15 protein-coding genes are annotated in these 18177 nt (G+C 37.1%); 6 read left to right on the top strand and 9 right to left on the bottom strand.

The genetic code is table 11. The annotated features are described in order from the left end of the window. Positions 1-24 precede the first annotated feature (24 nt). The 3 genes from AC2A07_RS18505 to AC2A07_RS18515 form a co-directional block, all read right to left on the bottom strand. Positions 25-1425 (bottom strand): hypothetical protein, encoded by a 1401-nt coding sequence (locus AC2A07_RS18505; protein WP_484051604.1) that lies wholly within the window; start codon positions 1423-1425, stop codon positions 25-27. A gap of 277 nt (positions 1426-1702) precedes the next feature. After that, on the bottom strand, positions 1703-2917 hold the full coding sequence (locus AC2A07_RS18510; RefSeq protein WP_484051605.1) for a hypothetical protein: 1215 nt from the start codon (positions 2915-2917) through the stop codon (positions 1703-1705). 31 nt (positions 2918-2948) lie between these two features. Continuing rightward, on the bottom strand, positions 2949-5549 hold the full coding sequence (locus tag AC2A07_RS18515) for a TonB-dependent receptor plug domain-containing protein (protein ID WP_484051606.1): 2601 nt from the start codon (positions 5547-5549) through the stop codon (positions 2949-2951). Between the two features lie 197 nt (positions 5550-5746). Between AC2A07_RS18515 and AC2A07_RS18520 the strand changes: the two genes are divergently transcribed. The 3 genes from AC2A07_RS18520 to AC2A07_RS18530 all read left to right on the top strand — a co-directional run bounded on the left by AC2A07_RS18520 (position 5747) and on the right by AC2A07_RS18530 (position 8237). Next, positions 5747-6424: a response regulator gene (locus AC2A07_RS18520; RefSeq protein ID WP_314499368.1), complete on the top strand. Its 678-nt coding sequence runs from the start codon at positions 5747-5749 to the stop codon at positions 6422-6424. Between the two features lie 46 nt (positions 6425-6470). Beyond that, positions 6471-7502: a sensor histidine kinase gene (locus AC2A07_RS18525; protein WP_314499365.1), complete on the top strand. Its 1032-nt coding sequence runs from the start codon at positions 6471-6473 to the stop codon at positions 7500-7502. 132 nt (positions 7503-7634) lie between these two features. Beyond that, the gene (locus AC2A07_RS18530; RefSeq protein ID WP_484051607.1) at positions 7635-8237 is read left to right on the top strand and encodes an IS1096 element passenger TnpR family protein; all 603 of its coding nucleotides are present in this window, start codon (positions 7635-7637) and stop codon (positions 8235-8237) included. 85 nt (positions 8238-8322) lie between these two features. On the opposite strand, the gene metQ is transcribed toward AC2A07_RS18530, so the two are convergent. From metQ to AC2A07_RS18550, 4 genes are all read right to left on the bottom strand, one after another. Beyond that, positions 8323-9129: a methionine ABC transporter substrate-binding lipoprotein MetQ gene (gene metQ, locus AC2A07_RS18535; RefSeq protein ID WP_484051608.1), complete on the bottom strand. Its 807-nt coding sequence runs from the start codon at positions 9127-9129 to the stop codon at positions 8323-8325. Positions 9130-9307: 178 nt separating this feature from the next. Then, on the bottom strand, positions 9308-9964 hold the full coding sequence (gene metI / locus AC2A07_RS18540; protein WP_484051609.1) for a methionine ABC transporter permease MetI: 657 nt from the start codon (positions 9962-9964) through the stop codon (positions 9308-9310). Next, on the bottom strand, positions 9957-10985 hold the full coding sequence (locus AC2A07_RS18545; protein WP_484051610.1) for a methionine ABC transporter ATP-binding protein: 1029 nt from the start codon (positions 10983-10985) through the stop codon (positions 9957-9959). Before AC2A07_RS18545 ends, metI begins: the two co-directional genes overlap by 8 nt. Then, positions 10972-11997: an EamA family transporter gene (locus AC2A07_RS18550; protein WP_484051611.1), complete on the bottom strand. Its 1026-nt coding sequence runs from the start codon at positions 11995-11997 to the stop codon at positions 10972-10974. The genes AC2A07_RS18545 and AC2A07_RS18550 overlap by 14 nt, the downstream gene beginning before the upstream one ends. Positions 11998-12381: 384 nt before the next feature. Between AC2A07_RS18550 and AC2A07_RS18555 the strand changes: the two genes are divergently transcribed. From AC2A07_RS18555 to AC2A07_RS18565, 3 genes are all read left to right on the top strand, one after another. Next, positions 12382-13128 carry a metallophosphoesterase gene (locus AC2A07_RS18555; protein ID WP_314499351.1) on the top strand — a complete coding sequence of 249 codons (747 nt, stop codon included), beginning with the start codon at positions 12382-12384 and terminating at the stop codon, positions 13126-13128. Between the two features lie 119 nt (positions 13129-13247). Further along, complete coding sequence (locus AC2A07_RS18560; RefSeq protein WP_484051612.1) at positions 13248-13799, top strand: DUF2652 domain-containing protein; 552 nt, start codon at positions 13248-13250, stop codon at positions 13797-13799. A gap of 271 nt (positions 13800-14070) precedes the next feature. Continuing rightward, the gene (locus AC2A07_RS18565; RefSeq protein ID WP_484051613.1) at positions 14071-16194 is read left to right on the top strand and encodes a type IA DNA topoisomerase; all 2124 of its coding nucleotides are present in this window, start codon (positions 14071-14073) and stop codon (positions 16192-16194) included. Positions 16195-16263: 69 nt separating this feature from the next. On the opposite strand, the gene AC2A07_RS18570 is transcribed toward AC2A07_RS18565, so the two are convergent. Together AC2A07_RS18570 and AC2A07_RS18575 are read right to left on the bottom strand one after the other, a co-directional pair. Further along, complete coding sequence (locus AC2A07_RS18570; RefSeq protein WP_484051614.1) at positions 16264-17556, bottom strand: helix-hairpin-helix domain-containing protein; 1293 nt, start codon at positions 17554-17556, stop codon at positions 16264-16266. 188 nt (positions 17557-17744) lie between these two features. Continuing rightward, positions 17745-18089: a MerR family transcriptional regulator gene (locus AC2A07_RS18575; protein ID WP_314499344.1), complete on the bottom strand. Its 345-nt coding sequence runs from the start codon at positions 18087-18089 to the stop codon at positions 17745-17747. Between the last annotated feature and the right edge of the window lie 88 nt (positions 18090-18177).

The following is an 18177-nucleotide window of genomic DNA, read 5'->3' on the forward strand; positions in this document are numbered from 1 at the left end:
ATCAATTGGATATGAATAAACCAGTTACCTATTCTCAATTTTAACCCTTTTGGTACTACGATTTGTTTTGAAATAATAGTTGCCGGGTTCCAGTTGTTTTTTTACATTAAGAAGGTCTGTGTCATTTTCTGATGTGGTTAAGGTTTTAATATGTTTTCCTTTTTCATCCAGTACATCAACACTGATTAATGCTTCGGTTTCACCAAAATTTGCTGATTTTAGTACAGTTCCTGCCGGATAACCCTGAACGTGTATGACTCTGTAATTATCAGACTCGTTTGTTTCGGCTACAGCACTGTTTTTATCAACATGAAATGCCAATCCAAGAGTAATTAATTGCGAGCCGTTAAAATTAATAATGTTTGAAAGAAAATCTACACTTTTAAGATTGTCATTTGTACCAAAATTAATCTGTTTATTTTGAGGTGATGCAGGTGAAGTATTTGGATAGGTTCCCCATGACTGATCATACTGTAAAAAAGTAAGATTCACATTATTAAGTGCTGCTGTACCTTCTTTTCTTACAGTAACTTTAAAATTATATGTTTTGGTAGATTGTACCAGTTTTGTAGGAGAAGGATATTGGTTCGCATGGTAAGAGTCAAAAATTATTTTATTGTTATTAAAGGGTTCTGTAATGACAAATCCATCGATCTTTAAATTGGTAGCGGTAGGATTAGGATTAGAGGTGCCCGGAATTGTCTTTTCAACAGATAATGTTTTTGTGACATAAATTGGGATTCCGGATTTTTCCCAGGCTTTTATGATGAGGATGTATATATTGCTGCCATCAGGATAAGCAGAATCATTATAATTATAAGACCAGCTTGCGAAAACATTTCCCGGAGGATAATTTATCGGTTGATACTCACTGTCATCTTCTCTGCTTCCAGATGCAACTAATGTTGATGGAGAGATTGTATTTCTGTAAACTTTTGTGTCAACTTTGAAATATGTTCCTTCAAATTTAAATGAATAGTGTATTTTTTTGTTGACTTTATCCAGATACATTACAAGATCAGATGCTGTAATAGTTGGAATCGTATAAGCTAATGTTGCGCTGGTAGAAACTGGATTTCCTGCCACGTCCCAGGCATTTAGAACTAAAATATATTGAGATGCAGCTTCGTAAGAGGCATCATCATATTTATAGGACCATGATGTAAAGATATATCCGGGAGGATAATTGATGGGTTGATAATCACTGTCATCTTCTTTAGTTGTGTAGGCTATAATATTAGATGGCGAAATTGAATTTTTATAAACAGTTGCTTCAATCTTAAAATAAGTACCTTCAAGATTAAAGGCATAATGTATTTGATTGTTTTCTCTGTCCAAACCCAGTTTAAAGTTTGAGGCGTTCAGCTGTGCCTTAAAATTTGAAAAAAGTACTGCAAGAAACAGCAGAATAAATGTTGGTCTCATGTTTTTATATTAAAAGTTATTTTGGTTATTGGTGTTACTGATAAATGATCAGGGAATAATAAATTTAGACTCTCTGATAATATCCTGATAATTTAATTCTTGGAATTGTGATTTTTTTACAGTGTAAAGATCAGGATAAAATAAAGCAGCAGCGTTAAAGTATAAACAACTAATTGTTAAATGATGTAATTGCTTTGGAAATTTATTTTAATAAAAAATCCCTCAGGAAAATTTCCTGAGGGATTATCAATTTGATATGAAGAAACTAATTACTTAATTAATTTAATGCAGAAAGAAGATTAACTCCGTCTACTGTTGCCCAGGCTCCTGCTGGTAAAGAAACTTTGGTTACCGTAGTAGCATTGGTGAAAGTTTTTCCACCGTTTGTTGCTGCATATCCCCAAACTCCTTGGTTATCTGAATTTAAATAAGTTAATGGAGATACCACAACTTTACTTGGGTTTGCGTTAACCTGGCTTGTATTGGTTGCATCATCCTGGATAAGAACCGCATAAGCATTCTTACCACCTAAGTTTTTGTACCCGCTTATATATACATTAGAAAAAACACCGGTTCCCTGTCTTTTAAATTGAATTGCAGATATTTCTGTAGATCCTGCAACCTCAGGATTGGTATTCGTATCTCTGATTAAAGTAATATTAGAAATTTTAGGAGGAGTATTGTCTACATTTGCGGACGCTTCTATTTCCATTCCGAAATTACCTGTTACTGTTTGGAATGCAAACCAATTGCTGTTATTTTGACCACTCCATGCATCTTGCCAGTCAAAAGAGTCATCAAAATTTCCATAAGAAACAAGGTTTCTACCACTTACAGTTCCTCCAAACCATTCAAAACCATCGTCTGTACCTTTATAGGCTACCAAATTTTCTAAAATTGTGCCATCACCTACAGCATAGAATGTAAATGTATTGGTTTCAGAAGTACCATCACCGATTTTTTTACCTGCATATTCTACTCTTACGAATTTTAAAATCCCTGAGCTAAAATTAGCATCGGTACCCCCATAAGTAATTGCATTACCGTCTTCTGATACTGCAGTTGCATTACCGTTCACCGCTTTGATAGGTGCTCTTCCGTAGAGTGTGATACCACCCCATCCACCGGCTGTTTTAGCAGCAGTTGTAAAAACAATAGGTTCCGATGCAGATCCTAAAGCTAATATTTTACCTCCCTGCAATACTACTAAGCTAGATGAAACAGTTGTAGAAACAGTAAATGTTGCACCTGCCTCAATAGTCAGTGTTGCACCGTCCGCCACTTTTACAATTCCTTCTAATGTATAGTTTCCTTTTTTTATTGTAAGATTAGAGGTAATATCACCTGATAATTTCCCACCTTCTGGTAATACACCAGCAGTAGTTCCCGGAGTTGTAACTGTTCCTCCATCGCCGTCATTTATATCAATTGTACAAGAAGATACGCTTAAAAGTAGTGATAACGATAATAATGTTAAAAGATTTGTTTTCATTATGTTGTAATATTTAATTTAATAAGTAAGTTTAGAATGTGTAACCAACGGTCGCATTGAATGTGATACCATTGTAAAAGTTATTAATGGCTGTAAGACCTGCTGTTTGTAGAGGGAGATAGCCGTTGTCTCCTAATTCCACGCGGTATTTGGTATTTAAAATGTTTTGAACTCCAAATTTGATAGTCCAGTTTTTGTCAATTTGATTCTGATGAACAAAATCTAACTGATGAAAAGGTCTTTCATAATAATGATCTAATCCAGCACCACCTACAGTGAGTATCTTTGATCCTGATACATTATATACTAAAGAAAATGTTTTACTGAAATTCCTCTGGTTTTTATATTCATACTTCAGGTCTGCATTGATTACGTAGGGAGAAGCACCTTGCAAGCCTCTTTTTCGTAATTGATCAGTGGTAAAACCTTCAGGTTTTTCTAATTCCAATTGTGCTTCGCTTCTTTCAACATTAGAGTACATAAAAGTAGTATTGACACCTAACGTAAATTTGTCTAAAGCTTCAGAAATTCTTCCCAAACTTAAAATTCCTTCAAGTTCAACACCTGCAAGATCAGCTTTTTCGGCGTTTAGGAATGTGAAAATAATACCTCCCGCACTCGCTGAAGATTTTAAGCCACGTTCAATTGCTTTATCTATTCTTTTTGCGAACAAATTGACTGCAAACATTTCCTTATTGGTTGGGAAGTATTCCCATTTCAGGTCTATGTTATAGTTTTCACTATTCTGAATTTGTGCATTACCAAGTATCGATGTATTGTCTGGGTTGATGTACTCTATTGGCATTGTCTCAATAAGCACAGGACGGGTAATGGTCTTGCTGAGAGATAATCTTAAATTATTTCTATCATTTAATGCTTTTTTAATGGAAAGCGATGGTAAAAAATAATTTTTATTTGGAGTAAGATTTGTTACTTTTGAATCTGCATTTCTATGAAAACGAACAATTCTCATGTCATTTTCAAATCTTCCACCGATTAAAATGTCCCAACTATCAGTTGGTTTATAATCAAAATTAAGATAACCTGCATTTACAAACTGATAAATATTGGACAGATAACTGTAGCTGTCGCTTCCTTCTCCATAATGAAACTGATTATTTAGAATAGCACTATTGAAGCTTGTTTGCGGCTTGTCAATATTAATGAAAGAAGATTGGTTATTGTTTCCGGGATTTCCAAAAATAAAACGGTAAGAGTTCTGTCTCACATCTGTAAAGCCATTATATCCTATAGATAATTGCATCGGATAATCTTTACGTTCTCCTTTATTTCCTAAGAAAACAGAATATTCGCCGTAAGCTGAGCCATAAAATTTGCCATCAACATCTAAATACTGACGAACTAAGTTGTTACCACCGTAGGAAATAAGAGCATTAGAAAAATTATTCGGATAAGTAAGCTCGAAAATTTTTCTGTCTGGCTGACTATAATTATTCATTACATAACTGCCCCCAGCTTTAAATAAATGTCTTTCACCTAATTTTTGTGAAGCTGTCAATTGCAAATCCAAAAATTTTGAAATGTCTTGCTGATTGGTACGGAAAAATCGTCTATCATTTACCATTCCAAGTTTAAAACCATCGTAATCATCTATTATATTAGAGGAATTCTGTAAATAAATAGCATTAAGGTTTACATTCGTTCCTTTGTTTTTATATCCTAATCCAAGAAGAACGGAAGATTCGGTTTCGTACTCGTAAGATTTTTTATTTAAGATATTATTTGCTTCAATCACCGGGCCATTATTACGGAACAGGTTATTATCACCATTTCGGTAAGAATACTTGGAGGCTTGATTTAATGAAAACAAAAATGACAGATTGCCTGTTTCTCCAGCTTTAATTTTTTGTGCCGTCGTAAAACCAATGCTTGTATTTGGTAAAGATTTTACATTATCGACATTCCAAGAATCTTTGAAAGAATTTAGTGATTCCTGCGCAGTAAAATTATAATTAGAAGGTCTTGAATCTCTAACCTCACTAGGCAATCTTCTGTTTTTAGAATTAAGACCCAGATATCCGTCAAATCCACTGGCTCCTTCAGCTACTTTAAAATTATCCCGAAAAGTACTTAGAGTATTTACCCCCACACTAAATTCAACCTTTGAGAAAGATTTATCTAATGTTAAAGTTTCAATATCGAAAGTTGCACCGGCAAAATCTCCGTAAAGATTAGAGTTGAATGTTTTATAGATATTCAGTTTACCCACAACATCTGTCGGGAATTGCTTCAAAGCAATGATTTTTTGAAAAGGGTTATTTGATGGTGATCCTAATCCGTTGATTAAAAGATAATTGTATCTTTCTTCAAGTCCACGCACGAAAAGACCACGTCCTTCTACTGTTGTAATACCGGTTACCTTTGTAAGTCCCTGCTCAACATTTGAGATGCCTTTTCTTGAAATTTCTTCAGCGCTTATAGCCTGTTTTTGGATGATCGCTCTCTTTTGTTCACCTAAGACTGCAGTTTCCGTCTTCTTATTAGTACTTCCCTGAATTACTACCCCTTCAATTTTCTTTTCTTTCCTTACTGTATCCTGCACCTTTTCCTGAGCGTAAAATACAGATCCTGATAAAAATAAGACTGCAATGCTGAGTTTATAAATTTTCATTATGTTACTTCCTTTAGTTTGTAGATTCTTTCGGTGCAAAGAAATAAAACAAATGGGCTGCAAATGGTTTAGTTAATTTTAAATTTTTCTTAACGGAATATTACGAAATGGGGCCTAATATTAAGTTTATGTGAATGGAAATTTATTATCCGGCATGTTGCTTAAAATTTGTTAACTTTGAAATGTAAAAATTGAAAATGAACCAAAAAAAGATTCTATTAATTGACGATGAACTGGATATTCTCGAAATTCTTTCATACAATTTAGAAAAAGAAGGCTATGATGTATTTACCGCCACCAACGGAAATGAAGGTATCGAAAAAGCCAAAGAGATTATCCCGGATCTTATCTTATTAGATGTCATGATGCCTGAAAAAGACGGTATCGAAACTTGCCAGGAACTGCGTAAAATAAAAGAACTTCAGAAAAGCCTTATCGTTTTCCTTTCCGCAAGAAGCGAAGAGTTTTCCCAGCTGGCAGGTTTTCAGGCCGGAGCCAATGATTACATTGTTAAGCTGATCAAACCAAAAATTCTGATCTCAAAAGTAAATGCCTTATTACAGCTGACTTCTCAGGTTTCAGATAATGCTAAATTAATTGAAGTAGGTGATTTAATAATCGATAAAGACAATTTCAGGGTTTCAAAAAGCGGACAGCAGTTTTTACTTCCCAAAAAAGAGTTTGATTTGCTGTACCTTTTAGCTTCAAATACCGAAAAAGTATTCAAAAGAGAAGAAATTCTGGAAAGAGTCTGGGGTAATGATGTTATCGTTGGGGAAAGAACCATCGATGTTCATATCAGAAGGCTTAGAGAGAAATTAGGAATTAATACCATTCAGACTTTAAAAGGAATCGGATATAAACTGATTGTTTAATTCAAAAATCCTATCTTTACTTATAACCCCTTAAATATTTGTAAAATTGAAATTTTACAGACTCAGTTTTATCTCATCATGTCTGCTGACACTGGTGATGCTTGTTCTGGTCATCATTTTTGATGCCCTCAACGAAAAATACGACCACAACTCATTTTTTAAAATTGGTTTTATTCTATGTGTGTTGGTAATGTTTGTCGTCAATTACGTAGTACTGGAGCTGCTTTTCAGTTATTATGCCAAAAAGCAGGTACGGAATATTTCTAAAATTTTACCCGAAGAGATTGTCTATGACAATCAGGAGAATATCACGCTTAAAGAGTTAGGGGAGAGGTTTTCCGATTTCAACCAGCAGAAAGTCACCGAGATGGAAGTGATGAAGAAAATGGAGAGTTACCGGAAAGAATACATTGGCAATGTTTCCCATGAGCTCAAAACTCCGCTTTTTTCTATCCAGGGATATGTGGAAACGCTCAGTGAGGGAGGTGTTGAAAATCTTAATATCAGAGATAAATACCTGGAAAGAATCGGTATCTCTGTTGAAAGGCTGATTGCTATCGTTAATGATCTGGATATGATCAACAGGCTGGAGTCCGGTGAGATCAATCTTACCGTTTCAAAGTTTGATGTCAATATCCTGGTTAAAGAAATTTTTGACCTTCTTGATCTCGAAGCCGAGAAAAACAATACTGTTCTGCAGTTACAGACATTACACAGTCAGATCTATGTAGAAGCTGATAAACAGAAAATTTCGCAGGTCTTTATCAATCTTATTTCAAACGCTATACATTACGCCAACAGGCAGGAAGCCAAAGTGGTGGTAAAAACCAGTATTCTCAGGAATAAGGTACTCGTAGAAGTTGTTGATAACGGAATGGGAATCAAAGAAGAGCTTTTGCCGAGGATTTTCGAACGTTTTTACAGGGTGGAAACCAGCAGGAGCAGGAGACAGGGCGGTTCAGGTTTAGGACTTGCCATCGTGAAGCATATATTAGAAGCTCATAACGAAAACATTACAGTAGAAAGCGTTTATCTTGAAGGAACAAAATTCAGTTTTATGCTTGAAAAAAGCAAATAAGCCGGGTAAAATGTAAGCAAAAAAAAATTCTAAAAATTTATTAAATATTCTTTTCTAAAATCTCATTTATTATATATTTGCAAGAGAATTGATCAACAGAATTAAGGTAAAAAAAGAAATTGGAATAGCGATATGGTTTACAAAATCCGAGTAATATTAGATACAAAAGAAGATATTTTCCGTGATGTTGAAATTAAAGGGAAACAGACGCTTTGGAACCTGCATTTAGGGATTAAGAGTGCTTTCAACCTCAGCGGTGATGAGCTTTCTACTTTTAATCTCCTGGAAGAAGACGGGACCATTGTGAAGAGTGTTCCTCTGGAAGATATGAGTGATGAAGGTGATGGCGAAATTATGTCAGACGTTTACATCGATGAAGCATTTGAATCAGCAGGTGATAAAGCACAGTTTCAGTATGGTCTGCTTGACCTCTGGGAGTTTTTCTGCGAGCTGGTAGAAGTTAATGAAGAGACAAAAGGCGTTAATTATCCGATAACCGTTTACAGATTTGGGAATGCCCCTCTGAAAGCTCCGAGTAAAAGCGGAAGTGGTGCAGGGTCTAAAAACAAAAAATCTGCAATGCCTCTGATGGATGATGATTTTGGCTTTGAAGATGATTTCGGTGGAAGCGGTAATTTTGCAGATGAAGATGACAGCTTTGATGAAGAAGAAGAAGATGATTATAACGATGATGTCTTTGATGACGAAGATGACAGCGACGACGACAGAGCTTAAAAAAAATATAACCCTGAAAAGTAAATTTTCAGGGTTTTTTGTATCAAAAAGTGAGGGAACTTAATGATTATTATCACAGATGTTTTTAGAATCCTTTCACAGCGCCTCCCTTGAAAATTTCTTTTGCTTTCTGAGCTACTTCATCAGACTGATAGGCTTTTAAAAAATTCTTGACTTTCAGGTCATTCTTATTATCTTCTCTGGAAACAACAACATTCATGTAAGGGGAATCTTTATCTTCTTTGAAGATTCCGTTTTTATCTGCATCCAAGCCGGCCTGTGCTGCAAAATTATTGTTAATGATGGCGATCACCACTTCTTTATCATCCAGAACCCTTGGCAGCTGGGGAGCTTCGATTTCAATAATTTTCAGTTGTTTAGGGTTTTCGGCAATATCGGTTACTTTCGGCAGTAATCCTACACCGCCTTTTAATATAAGAAGCCCGTTTTTCTGCAGTAAAAGCAATGACCTTCCACCGTTCGTGGGATCATTCGGAATAACTATCGTACTTCCGTTCTTAAGCTCAGCAATACTTTTGATTTTTTTTGAATAGGCAATGATAGGATACACAAAAGTATTTCCCACTACAGCAAGCTTATAGCCCCTCTGTTTCGACTGTTCGGTAAGATAGGGAACGTGCTGAAAAGCATTCGCATCAATGTCTCCGTTATTCAGGGCTTCGTTGGGAACAACGTAGTCATTGAAAGACACCAGTTCAACTTCAAGGTTGTATTTCTCTTTTGCCACTTTTTTGGCAGTTTCTGCAATTTCCTGCTCAGGTCCTGAGGTGATCCCCACCTTAATAAAGTTAGGGTCATCTTTTTTTGGAGAATTACACGCACCGAATAAAAGCAGACCTGCCGCTATTCCTAAGATTTTTATTTTTTTCATTGTAAATTATTTTATTGTTTAATTTTTTTGTTCTGCGAAAAGATGCAAACTACCTTTTCAGGAAGAAATGAAAGGTTCACTGTCCATCTGATCCGCCGACTGTATCTGAGACAAAATTTTTATACCGAACAATATATCGGAATTAAAAAATAGCGTTCTGGCACTTAACCCGACTCATTTACCTGTGATCGAACCTTTTTGCCAGGCGGTCCCCTGAAAACTGGATCATAAACACAAGGGCAACCAGGAGACCAAGCACAAGATTCATTATCAGTGCATCATAGCCGATATAACCATACTGGTAACCGATTTGTCCCAGACCACCGGCTCCGACTGCTCCCCCCATTGCAGAGTATCCGACCAAAGTGATCAGCGTAATGGTGGCATTGTTGATTAATGAAGGCAACGCTTCCGGCAGTAAAACTTTTTTAATAATCTGAAAGGGCGTTGCCCCCAGGGCACGGGCCGTTTCAATCAGTCCGCCCGGAATTTCCAGTAAACTGTTCTCTACAAGCCTTGCAATAAACGGTGCTGCGCCGATACTCAAAGGAACCAGTGCGGCATTCATTCCGATAGAAGTTCCAACCAGGGATCTGGTGAACGGGATCATCCATACGATCAGAATAATAAACGGGATCGATCTGAAAATATTGACCAGAACAGAGAGGATCCGGTTGTACAGAATATTTTCCTGAAGCTGGCCTTTCCTGGTGATGAAAAGAAGTATCCCGATGGGAAGACCAAGAACAAATCCAAAAAATCCCGATACAAACGTCATATAAACGGTTTCCCAGACTCCTTTTAAAAGAAGCGAAATTACAGTGTCACTAAGCATATCCTTTTAACGTATTTTGAATGTTATTCTGATTAAAATAATAGATGGCTTTCTGGTTTTCCTCAGCTTCCCCTTTCAGATGAAGAAGAAGTTTTCCAAAGTTCGAATCGCCGAGGTATTCTACATCAGCTTTCAGAAGTTTATACGGGATTTTGTATTGGTCATAAATAGTTGAAAGCAGTTTTTCAACGCTTATATTTTCATTCAATTCGATTTCAACCAGTGGAAAAAGACCTTCATGCGGTTCTTTTTGTAGTTTTTTGCTCAGTTCCTGCGGTATTGTCATAACTCCGGAGTTTAAAAATTGTTTAATAATTGGATGTTCTTTGTTTGAAATGATTTCACTCAAAGTTCCTTTTGTGATGAGCTGTCCCTTTTCGATGACAGCAACATGGTTACAGATTGCCTTGATTACTTCCATTTCATGGGTAATCAGTAAAACAGTAATTCCCAGACGGTGATTGATATCCCTCAGGAGCTGTAAAATGGATTGCGTTGTTGCAGGATCAAGTGCACTTGTTGCTTCATCACACAGTAGAAGATAAGGGTCATTAGCCAGTGCCCTGGCAATGGCGACTCTCTGTTTCTGTCCTCCGGAAAGGCTTTTGGGGTAATCATTTGCTTTTTCTTCAAGTCCTACGATCTGAAGAAGTTCATTCACCTTTTTCCTGATCTCATCTTTCGTAAGATGATCCAGCTCCAGCGGAAGGGCAACATTTTCAAAAACCGTTCTTGAAGAAAGCAGATTGAAATGCTGGAAAATCATCCCGATCTTTTTGCGTTTTTTTGCCAGTTCTTTTGAATTAAGTGCAGTGAAGTCCGTCCCGTTGATAATGATCTGTCCATGATCAGGTCTTTCAAGGAGATTAACTGTACGGATCAGCGTACTTTTCCCGGCTCCTGAAAATCCGATGATTCCTACAATATCGCCTTGTTCGATAGTAAGACTTACATCATCCAGAGCCTTAAAAGACTGTTTCTTCTGATGAAATGTTTTTGATATGTTTTTAATTTCTATCATTATTTATTTTGATTACATGGGTTGATAAAGGTCTGCTGATTCTGCTGAAATGTCTTACAGCTCTTCTGATTTTTGCTTTTGATCGTTTAGAAAGTTTAAAATATTTGGTGACATTTGTTAAAAGAACTCCGGTCAGAATGATGAACAACCCGTACAGTTGACTGCCGTTGATTGTCTGATTGGCAATGATAAAACCTGCAATAACCGTAACGATCGGATTGATATAAGTATGCGTACTCACGATGGCTGCAGGTTTTACCGATAAAAGCCAGATGTAAGAGATGTATGAGATTATAGATCCGAAGAAAATCAAAAACACCAGGGCCAGCCAAGCCGAAACCGAAACTGCAGTTATTGAGAAACCTGTCCATTCATTTCTGAAAACAGCTATCAAAAATGAAGCAAGACCTGCAACGATTAGCTGCTGAGAAATATTCATAAAAGTAAAATGATCTGCCGGATTTTTCTTTGAGTACAGAGATCCCAAAACCCAGGCAACAGAACTTAATGCCAAAACGATAAATGCGATTATTCTGAGAGAAGGATCCACATTTGCTGTATGCGTATTTACACTTCCTTTTAAAAATAAAATCAGTCCTGCAAACCCTAACAGCAATCCGATCGGAATAAATTTGTCTGAAAAATAATAGCTCCAGTTCTTTTTATCGATGGCAATAAACCAAAAAGGTCCGGTTGCAATAGCAATGGCAGCTTCAGAAGCAGTCACATATTGCTCGCCCCACGCAACAAGACCTGTTCCTCCGGTCAGAATCAGAATTCCTGTCACTGCATTTTTTCGCCAGTTTTTTAGGGAATTGGCTTTTTCACCTTTTGCGGTAAGATAAGCGATGAGTAAAATTCCGGCAACACAGAATCTGAATCCCGAAAGTATAAAGGGCGGAAATCCCGTCAGGCCGAATGAGATGGCGAGGAAAGTAACTCCCCAGATGATATAGATATTGGCGAAGGCTACGGGAACCAGCCATTTGTTTTTAAAATCAGTGGTTTTCATATTGTTTTATTTACTGGTTTTTCAAATAAAAAAAGGCTCTACAACGTGGTAAAGCCTTTAAAGAATATGTCTTAATAAAAGTAAGGTCACCTACTAAAATTCATATATAAAGGCATACAGCATGGCATCATTATATTGATGTGCTTTTTATTTGTTAAAATATATCTGAATTTTATATTTACTTCCATGTCCAAATCTGATTACGGATGCAAATATAAAACATAAATCTTTAAAAGTCTACTTTTTTAGTAGACTTTTTGTTTTTTTTCTTTTAAATTAATGTATCATGCTTTAAATCAATTACATAATTTTAGCTTGAAAGATATTCTAACAGTCGCTTTGCTGACATTTCAGATATTCAGATAAATATTTTACTTTAGGGAAATGAAAATTCAAATCATCAGTGATCTGCATCAGGAATTCGGAACAGCTGATTTATCTTTTGATCACGCTGATGTTGTGGTTCTGGCAGGAGATGTTCATATTGGAACCAAAGGAATTGAGTGGATTAAGAAGAACATTCCTGATAAGCCTGTCATTTATATTCTGGGAAATCATGAATATTACAGAGGTTCTTATCCTAAAACTTTACATAAAATAAAAGCTGCAGCAGAAAATTCAATCATTTCTGTGCTGGAAGATTCATTTGTCGATATTGATGGAGTACGGTTTCACGGAGCAACTTTATGGACCGACTTTTCATTATTCGGAAGTCCCATGGCTTACGGAAGTCTCTGTCAGGCTCAGATGAATGATTATAAAATGATCAGAAGAGATCCGTCCTATTCAAAACTGAGGAGTATTGATACCTTTAAAATACACCAGTTTTCAAAACAGTGGCTGAAGGAAAGCCTGGAAAGATCAGAAGGAATGAAAAATATTGTCGTTACGCATCATGCACCCGGTTTACAATCCGTCCCGGAACAATATAAAAAAGATCCTGTGACGTCTGCTTATGCATCTGATCTGGAAGATTTCATTACAACGCATCAGCCATTGTATTGGATTCATGGACATATCCACACCCCTTCGAGATATAAAACAGGTATTACAGAAATCATCTGTAATCCTCATGGGTATATTGATGAAAAGTATAACGGCTATGAGAAAGAACTGATCATTGAAATATAACCTGCCTGGATTCGTTATGATTTTTTGATGAAGAAAGATTGTCGTTATTCCGGTTCCTGTAAAGTAAAACACTTGTTTCTGCGTCTCTTTTTGTAAAAGGCTTTTAAACCATGGAAATTATGGAGAATACAGATCGTGAAAACGGGATTATTTTGATTCCCGACTTCAGCGGATTTACTGAATTTGTGTTCAATACAAAACTATATACCGGCGAATATATTGTCAGACAACTACTTTCTATCCTGATTGAGGTGAACAATCAGTATTTTGATATCTCGGAAATTGAAGGCGATGCAATTCTGTTTTTTCGTTACGACAGGCAGCCTTCCTATAAAAAGGTCTCCGGAATATTGAGGAAGATGAGAAATGCTTTCAATGTGAAAATTCAGGAGTTAAGTGAAATGTTGAACACCACCATCGAATTATCATTGAAATTTATTGTTCATTATGGACGCTTTTCACAGTACAACATCGGAAATTTCAGGAAATTATATGGCAAACCCGTTGTTGAAGCTCATCAAATGCTGAAAAATGACCTTGCAGATCAGGATTCGTATGCTTTTTACAGCCATCCTTTTTTAGAGAGCTCTCAGAATGACGGAATGGATGCAGACAAAAATTTGTATGTGTCAGAAGTTGGAGTGATTCAATATTTTGGGACTGTAAAGTAGAATTTTTTAATGCTGTTTTAAATTGATTATGTGATAAATTGAATACTACTTAATTAAAAAATAGGTACGATGGACAATAGAGACTTGATTTCTATCTACTGATCAGGTTTTTTAGCAGTCAGCAAAAATATTTTTTCAGTAATGAGTAAGTGTTTGATAAAAATACAGTTAAGTTCTGATCTCAGTTGTCGCAACAATCAGGTGCGCACTAAATTGGCAATTCCAAAAAAAATCCCGATTTTTGCACCCCTTTCCATAACCCCGACTATTCATGAAACTTTGTATTGCCGAAAAACCAAGTGTTGCCAGAGATATTGCCAAAGTATTAGGCGCAACGATGCCTAAACAGGGCTATATGGAAGGAAACGGATACTGCGTGACATGGACTTTCGGTCACCTCTGTACCCTCAAAGAACCTCATGATTACGGTCCGCAGTATAAATCATGGAATTTGTTTCTGCTGCCAATTATTCCCAGCAGTTTCGGAATTAAGCTGATACCGAACAAAGGTGTTGAAAACCAGTTTAAAGTTATTGAGAGGCTGGTCGCCGAATGTGATGAGGTGATCAATTGCGGGGATGCCGGGCAGGAGGGAGAGCTTATACAGCGCTGGGTATTGCAGAAAGCAAAATGTGATAAACCTGTCCAGCGTCTGTGGATTTCATCCCTGACCGAAGAGGCGATTAAGGAAGGTTTTCAAAAGTTAAAGCCTGCGGAAGATTACAGAAACCTTTACCTTGCAGGGAATGCAAGAGCGATAGGAGACTGGCTGTTGGGAATCAATGCCACCAGACTTTTTACTAAAAAATTCGGTGGAAATAAAGCCGTTCTGTCCATCGGAAGGGTGCAGACCCCGACGCTGGCGATGCTCGTGCAGCGTCAGAAGGAGATTGATGCTTTCAGCACCGAAGAATACTGGGAACTGAAGACTAAATACCGTGACGTTATCTTTAATGCGGCAATTGACCGGTTAAAATCACCTGACCGTGCAGAAAAGGGATTGGAATATCTGAAAATCAATCCTTTTGAGATCCTTTCCTTTGAAATCAAAGAAGGAAAGGAAAAAAATCCCAGGCTGTTTGACCTGACGGGTCTTCAGGTGGAAGCCAATAAAAAGTACGGCTATTCTGCAGACAGTACTTTAAAATATATTCAGAGTCTCTACGAGAAAAAACACGTGACGTATCCCCGTGTGGATACCACATACCTGTCAGAGAGTCTTTATCCGAAAATAGGAGGGATTCTGCAAAGCATGGTCATCTATAAAGATTTGATTCTGCCTTTGTTTGAACAGCCGATTCCGAAATCAAAAGCGGTTTTTGATGATGCCAAAGTAACCGATCACCATGCTATTATTCCGACTGAAATTCCACCGGGACACAACCTGGTCAGGGAAGAGAAACTCATTTATGATTTGATTGCAAAGCGTTTTATCGCTGTTTTTTATCCCGAATGTAAAATTTCAAATACCTTAGTGGAGGCACAGGTGGGAACCATTCCTTTTAAAACAAGCGGAAGGCAGATCCTTGAACCTGGCTGGAGGGCAGTATATGCCAAAGATGCCAAAGAGGAGCCGGCGGATAAAGAAAAAGACAAAGAAGAGGAACAGACGATCCCCGAATTTAAAGTAGGCGAAACCGGACCGCACGAGCCGATGATTCACCAGGGAAAAACCTCGCCGCCAAAAGCCTATACCGAGGCAACACTGCTTCGGGCGATGGAAACTGCCGGAAAACAGGTAGACGACGAAGAGCTTCGTGAGATGCTGAAAAACAACGGGATCGGAAGGCCGTCTACCCGGGCAAATATTATTGAAACCCTTTTCAAGCGGAAATACATTGAGAAAAAAAGGAAAAATCTGATTGCTACCCAGACCGGGATCCAGCTGATAGATACCATTGAAGATGAACTGCTGAAAAGCCCGGAACTTACCGGAGAATGGGAACTGAAACTGCGTAAAATTGAAAGCGGTGAATATGAGGCCAATCAGTTCAAAGATGAATTGATCCAGATGGTGACCGAACTGACCAAAAAAGTGGTTGACGGAAAAGCGAAAGTCTTCACCCTGCATGACGAAAAAGAAGAAGTTAAAGAGAAGAAAAAAAGGGAACCTGCCGTCAAAAAAGAATTGCAGTCATGGGGAGAGACAAAATGCCCTAAATGTAAAGAGAATCATCTCATGAAAGGGAAAACCGCAGTAGGATGTTCCGATTTTAAAAACTGCGGCTTTAAAGTTTCATTTGAGATTTTCGGGAAGAAACTTTCTGATAAGCAATTGATGGATTTGATTTTAAAAGGTAAAACTTCAAAATTAAAAGGATTTACTGCCCATCCCGAAAGTTTAACAGAAGGGGTCATCTCCCTCACCCCTGAATTCATAACGGTTCTAACATAGATAAAAAGTAATTTTATCTATCATCTATCATCTATCATCTATTATCTCACATCTGACATCTATCAATCATCACTTCAAATAAAGCCTCATTCTCGCTTCATACTCAGGTTTGGTTTTCAGAAATTTCCATATTTTTTCGTCATCAGGGTGAGTGATTCTGTAGTAAATAATTTTATCCGCTGAATATTTGAAGTAAGGATGATTTTTAAGCCATTCCTCAGGTGCATCAGCCAAAGTATACCTTTCTACCTTTGAATGATCCAGCGGGGCAATGCTGAGTAACTTTGCAACCAGTTCTTTGTCGATATTATAGGTCTGAAGAATCTGTTCCCTGGTGATAAAGCCGCCCAGTTTTTTACGGAAACCGATGATTGATCCTGCACTTTTTTCGTCCAGTCCAAATTCAATGAGCTGTCTGTAACTGATCGAGTTCAGGTCTGTTTTTGTGAAGTCTGTTTTTTCCTGTTTCCGTTCAGTCTTTTGGATATCTGAAATTCTTAAGGGAACCGAAGGATTCAATCTGATCAAAGGTTTGATTTCTTCAAATTTTTCAGGAGAAATAACAAAACAGTTTTTAATATCGTCTAAAGTTTCAAAATTTCCTTTTCGGTTTTTTTCACGGTAATCCATAATGATTTTCGCCTGTTTTTCTGAAAATCCCAACGCCATCCAGCCGTGGTGATCCAGCACATTGGGATCAAACGGAGTTTTCTTTGATGAGTTGAATGTCTTTGCGTATCTGTTAAGATCAGCCGGAGTCTTTTCGGGTAAAAGAAGATAAGGTTTAAGCTTAGTATAATTTTCTTCGCTGATGATGAAGCATTCTCTGAATTTTTCCTTGCTTACAAAACTGCCGCCCATGTAGTTTTTGTATTTTAGAATGGCCTGCGCCTGTTTTTCCGAAAATCCGAGACGTTCCCAATCATTCTGTGAAAGCTGATCAGGATTAAATTTTCCTGTGATGTTTAAAGATTTCTTTTCATTTTTGAAACGTACATTTCCGGATTGTGCTTCAGCATTGGTTTCCGGTAATAAAATGAATGATCTGAGCTGGGCAAATTTTTCGTCAGAAACCGCATGGCACTTTTTGAACTGTTCTTTTGATCTGAACTTTCCACCAATCATTCTACGGTATCTCAGAATTGTTTCGGTCTGCTTTACAGAAAATCCGAGCATCTGCCATTTCTTTTCATCCAGATCATTGGGATCAAATTCAGAAAATGATTCTAAAGGGAGATTTTCAGTGATGAATGTAACCTCGGGAAAAGGTTCATCAGATTTGTCAGTGTACTTCTGAAACGCTAAGAGAGTAAGCAGCAGCATTCCAAGAACTGCCATCTTCCGGTAATAATTTTTTTTCATCGCTTAAATTTATGTTTTACCTGATATCCCTGCTTTACCGATATTCATTCAGACAGAGAATACAGTAATAAGAGGATATGATAGAATAAATTTAAGAATAAATTATTCAACGCTCACCTAAAACGAAAATATTTTACCGTAAGGCTTATGGATAGGATGTTTTTCTGAGATCTGCCGCAGAAGGTACATTATTCCTGATCTTTTTCTGCCAGAGAATCTTTCAGTTTAAGAAGTTCTGCCTTGACGAATTCAAGCCGGTCGATCAGGGTTACGGTTTCAGAAATTTTAGAATTGGTGGTAAGGGCAATTCGTGCTCCATCCAGGGTATACCCCTTTTCTTTGACCAGATGATAGATGATCTTGAGGTTTTTGATGTCTTCAGGAGTGAAATAGCGATTGCCTTTTTTGTTTTTCTTTGGTTTAATAATAGGGAATTCCTGTTCCCAATATCTTATCAATGAAGCGTTTACATCGAATGCTTTCGCAACTTCTCCTATCGAATAATACAGTTTGTCGGGTAAATTTGTCTTCATTGCTACAGTCCTGAAAATTCAAAGATAAATATTTTTTAAGCTCTGTTACAAATACACCTTGTAAAATCTTAAGGTTAAATGTAATTTT

Source organism: Chryseobacterium sp. HNCC26DJ238 (assembly GCF_057180465.1).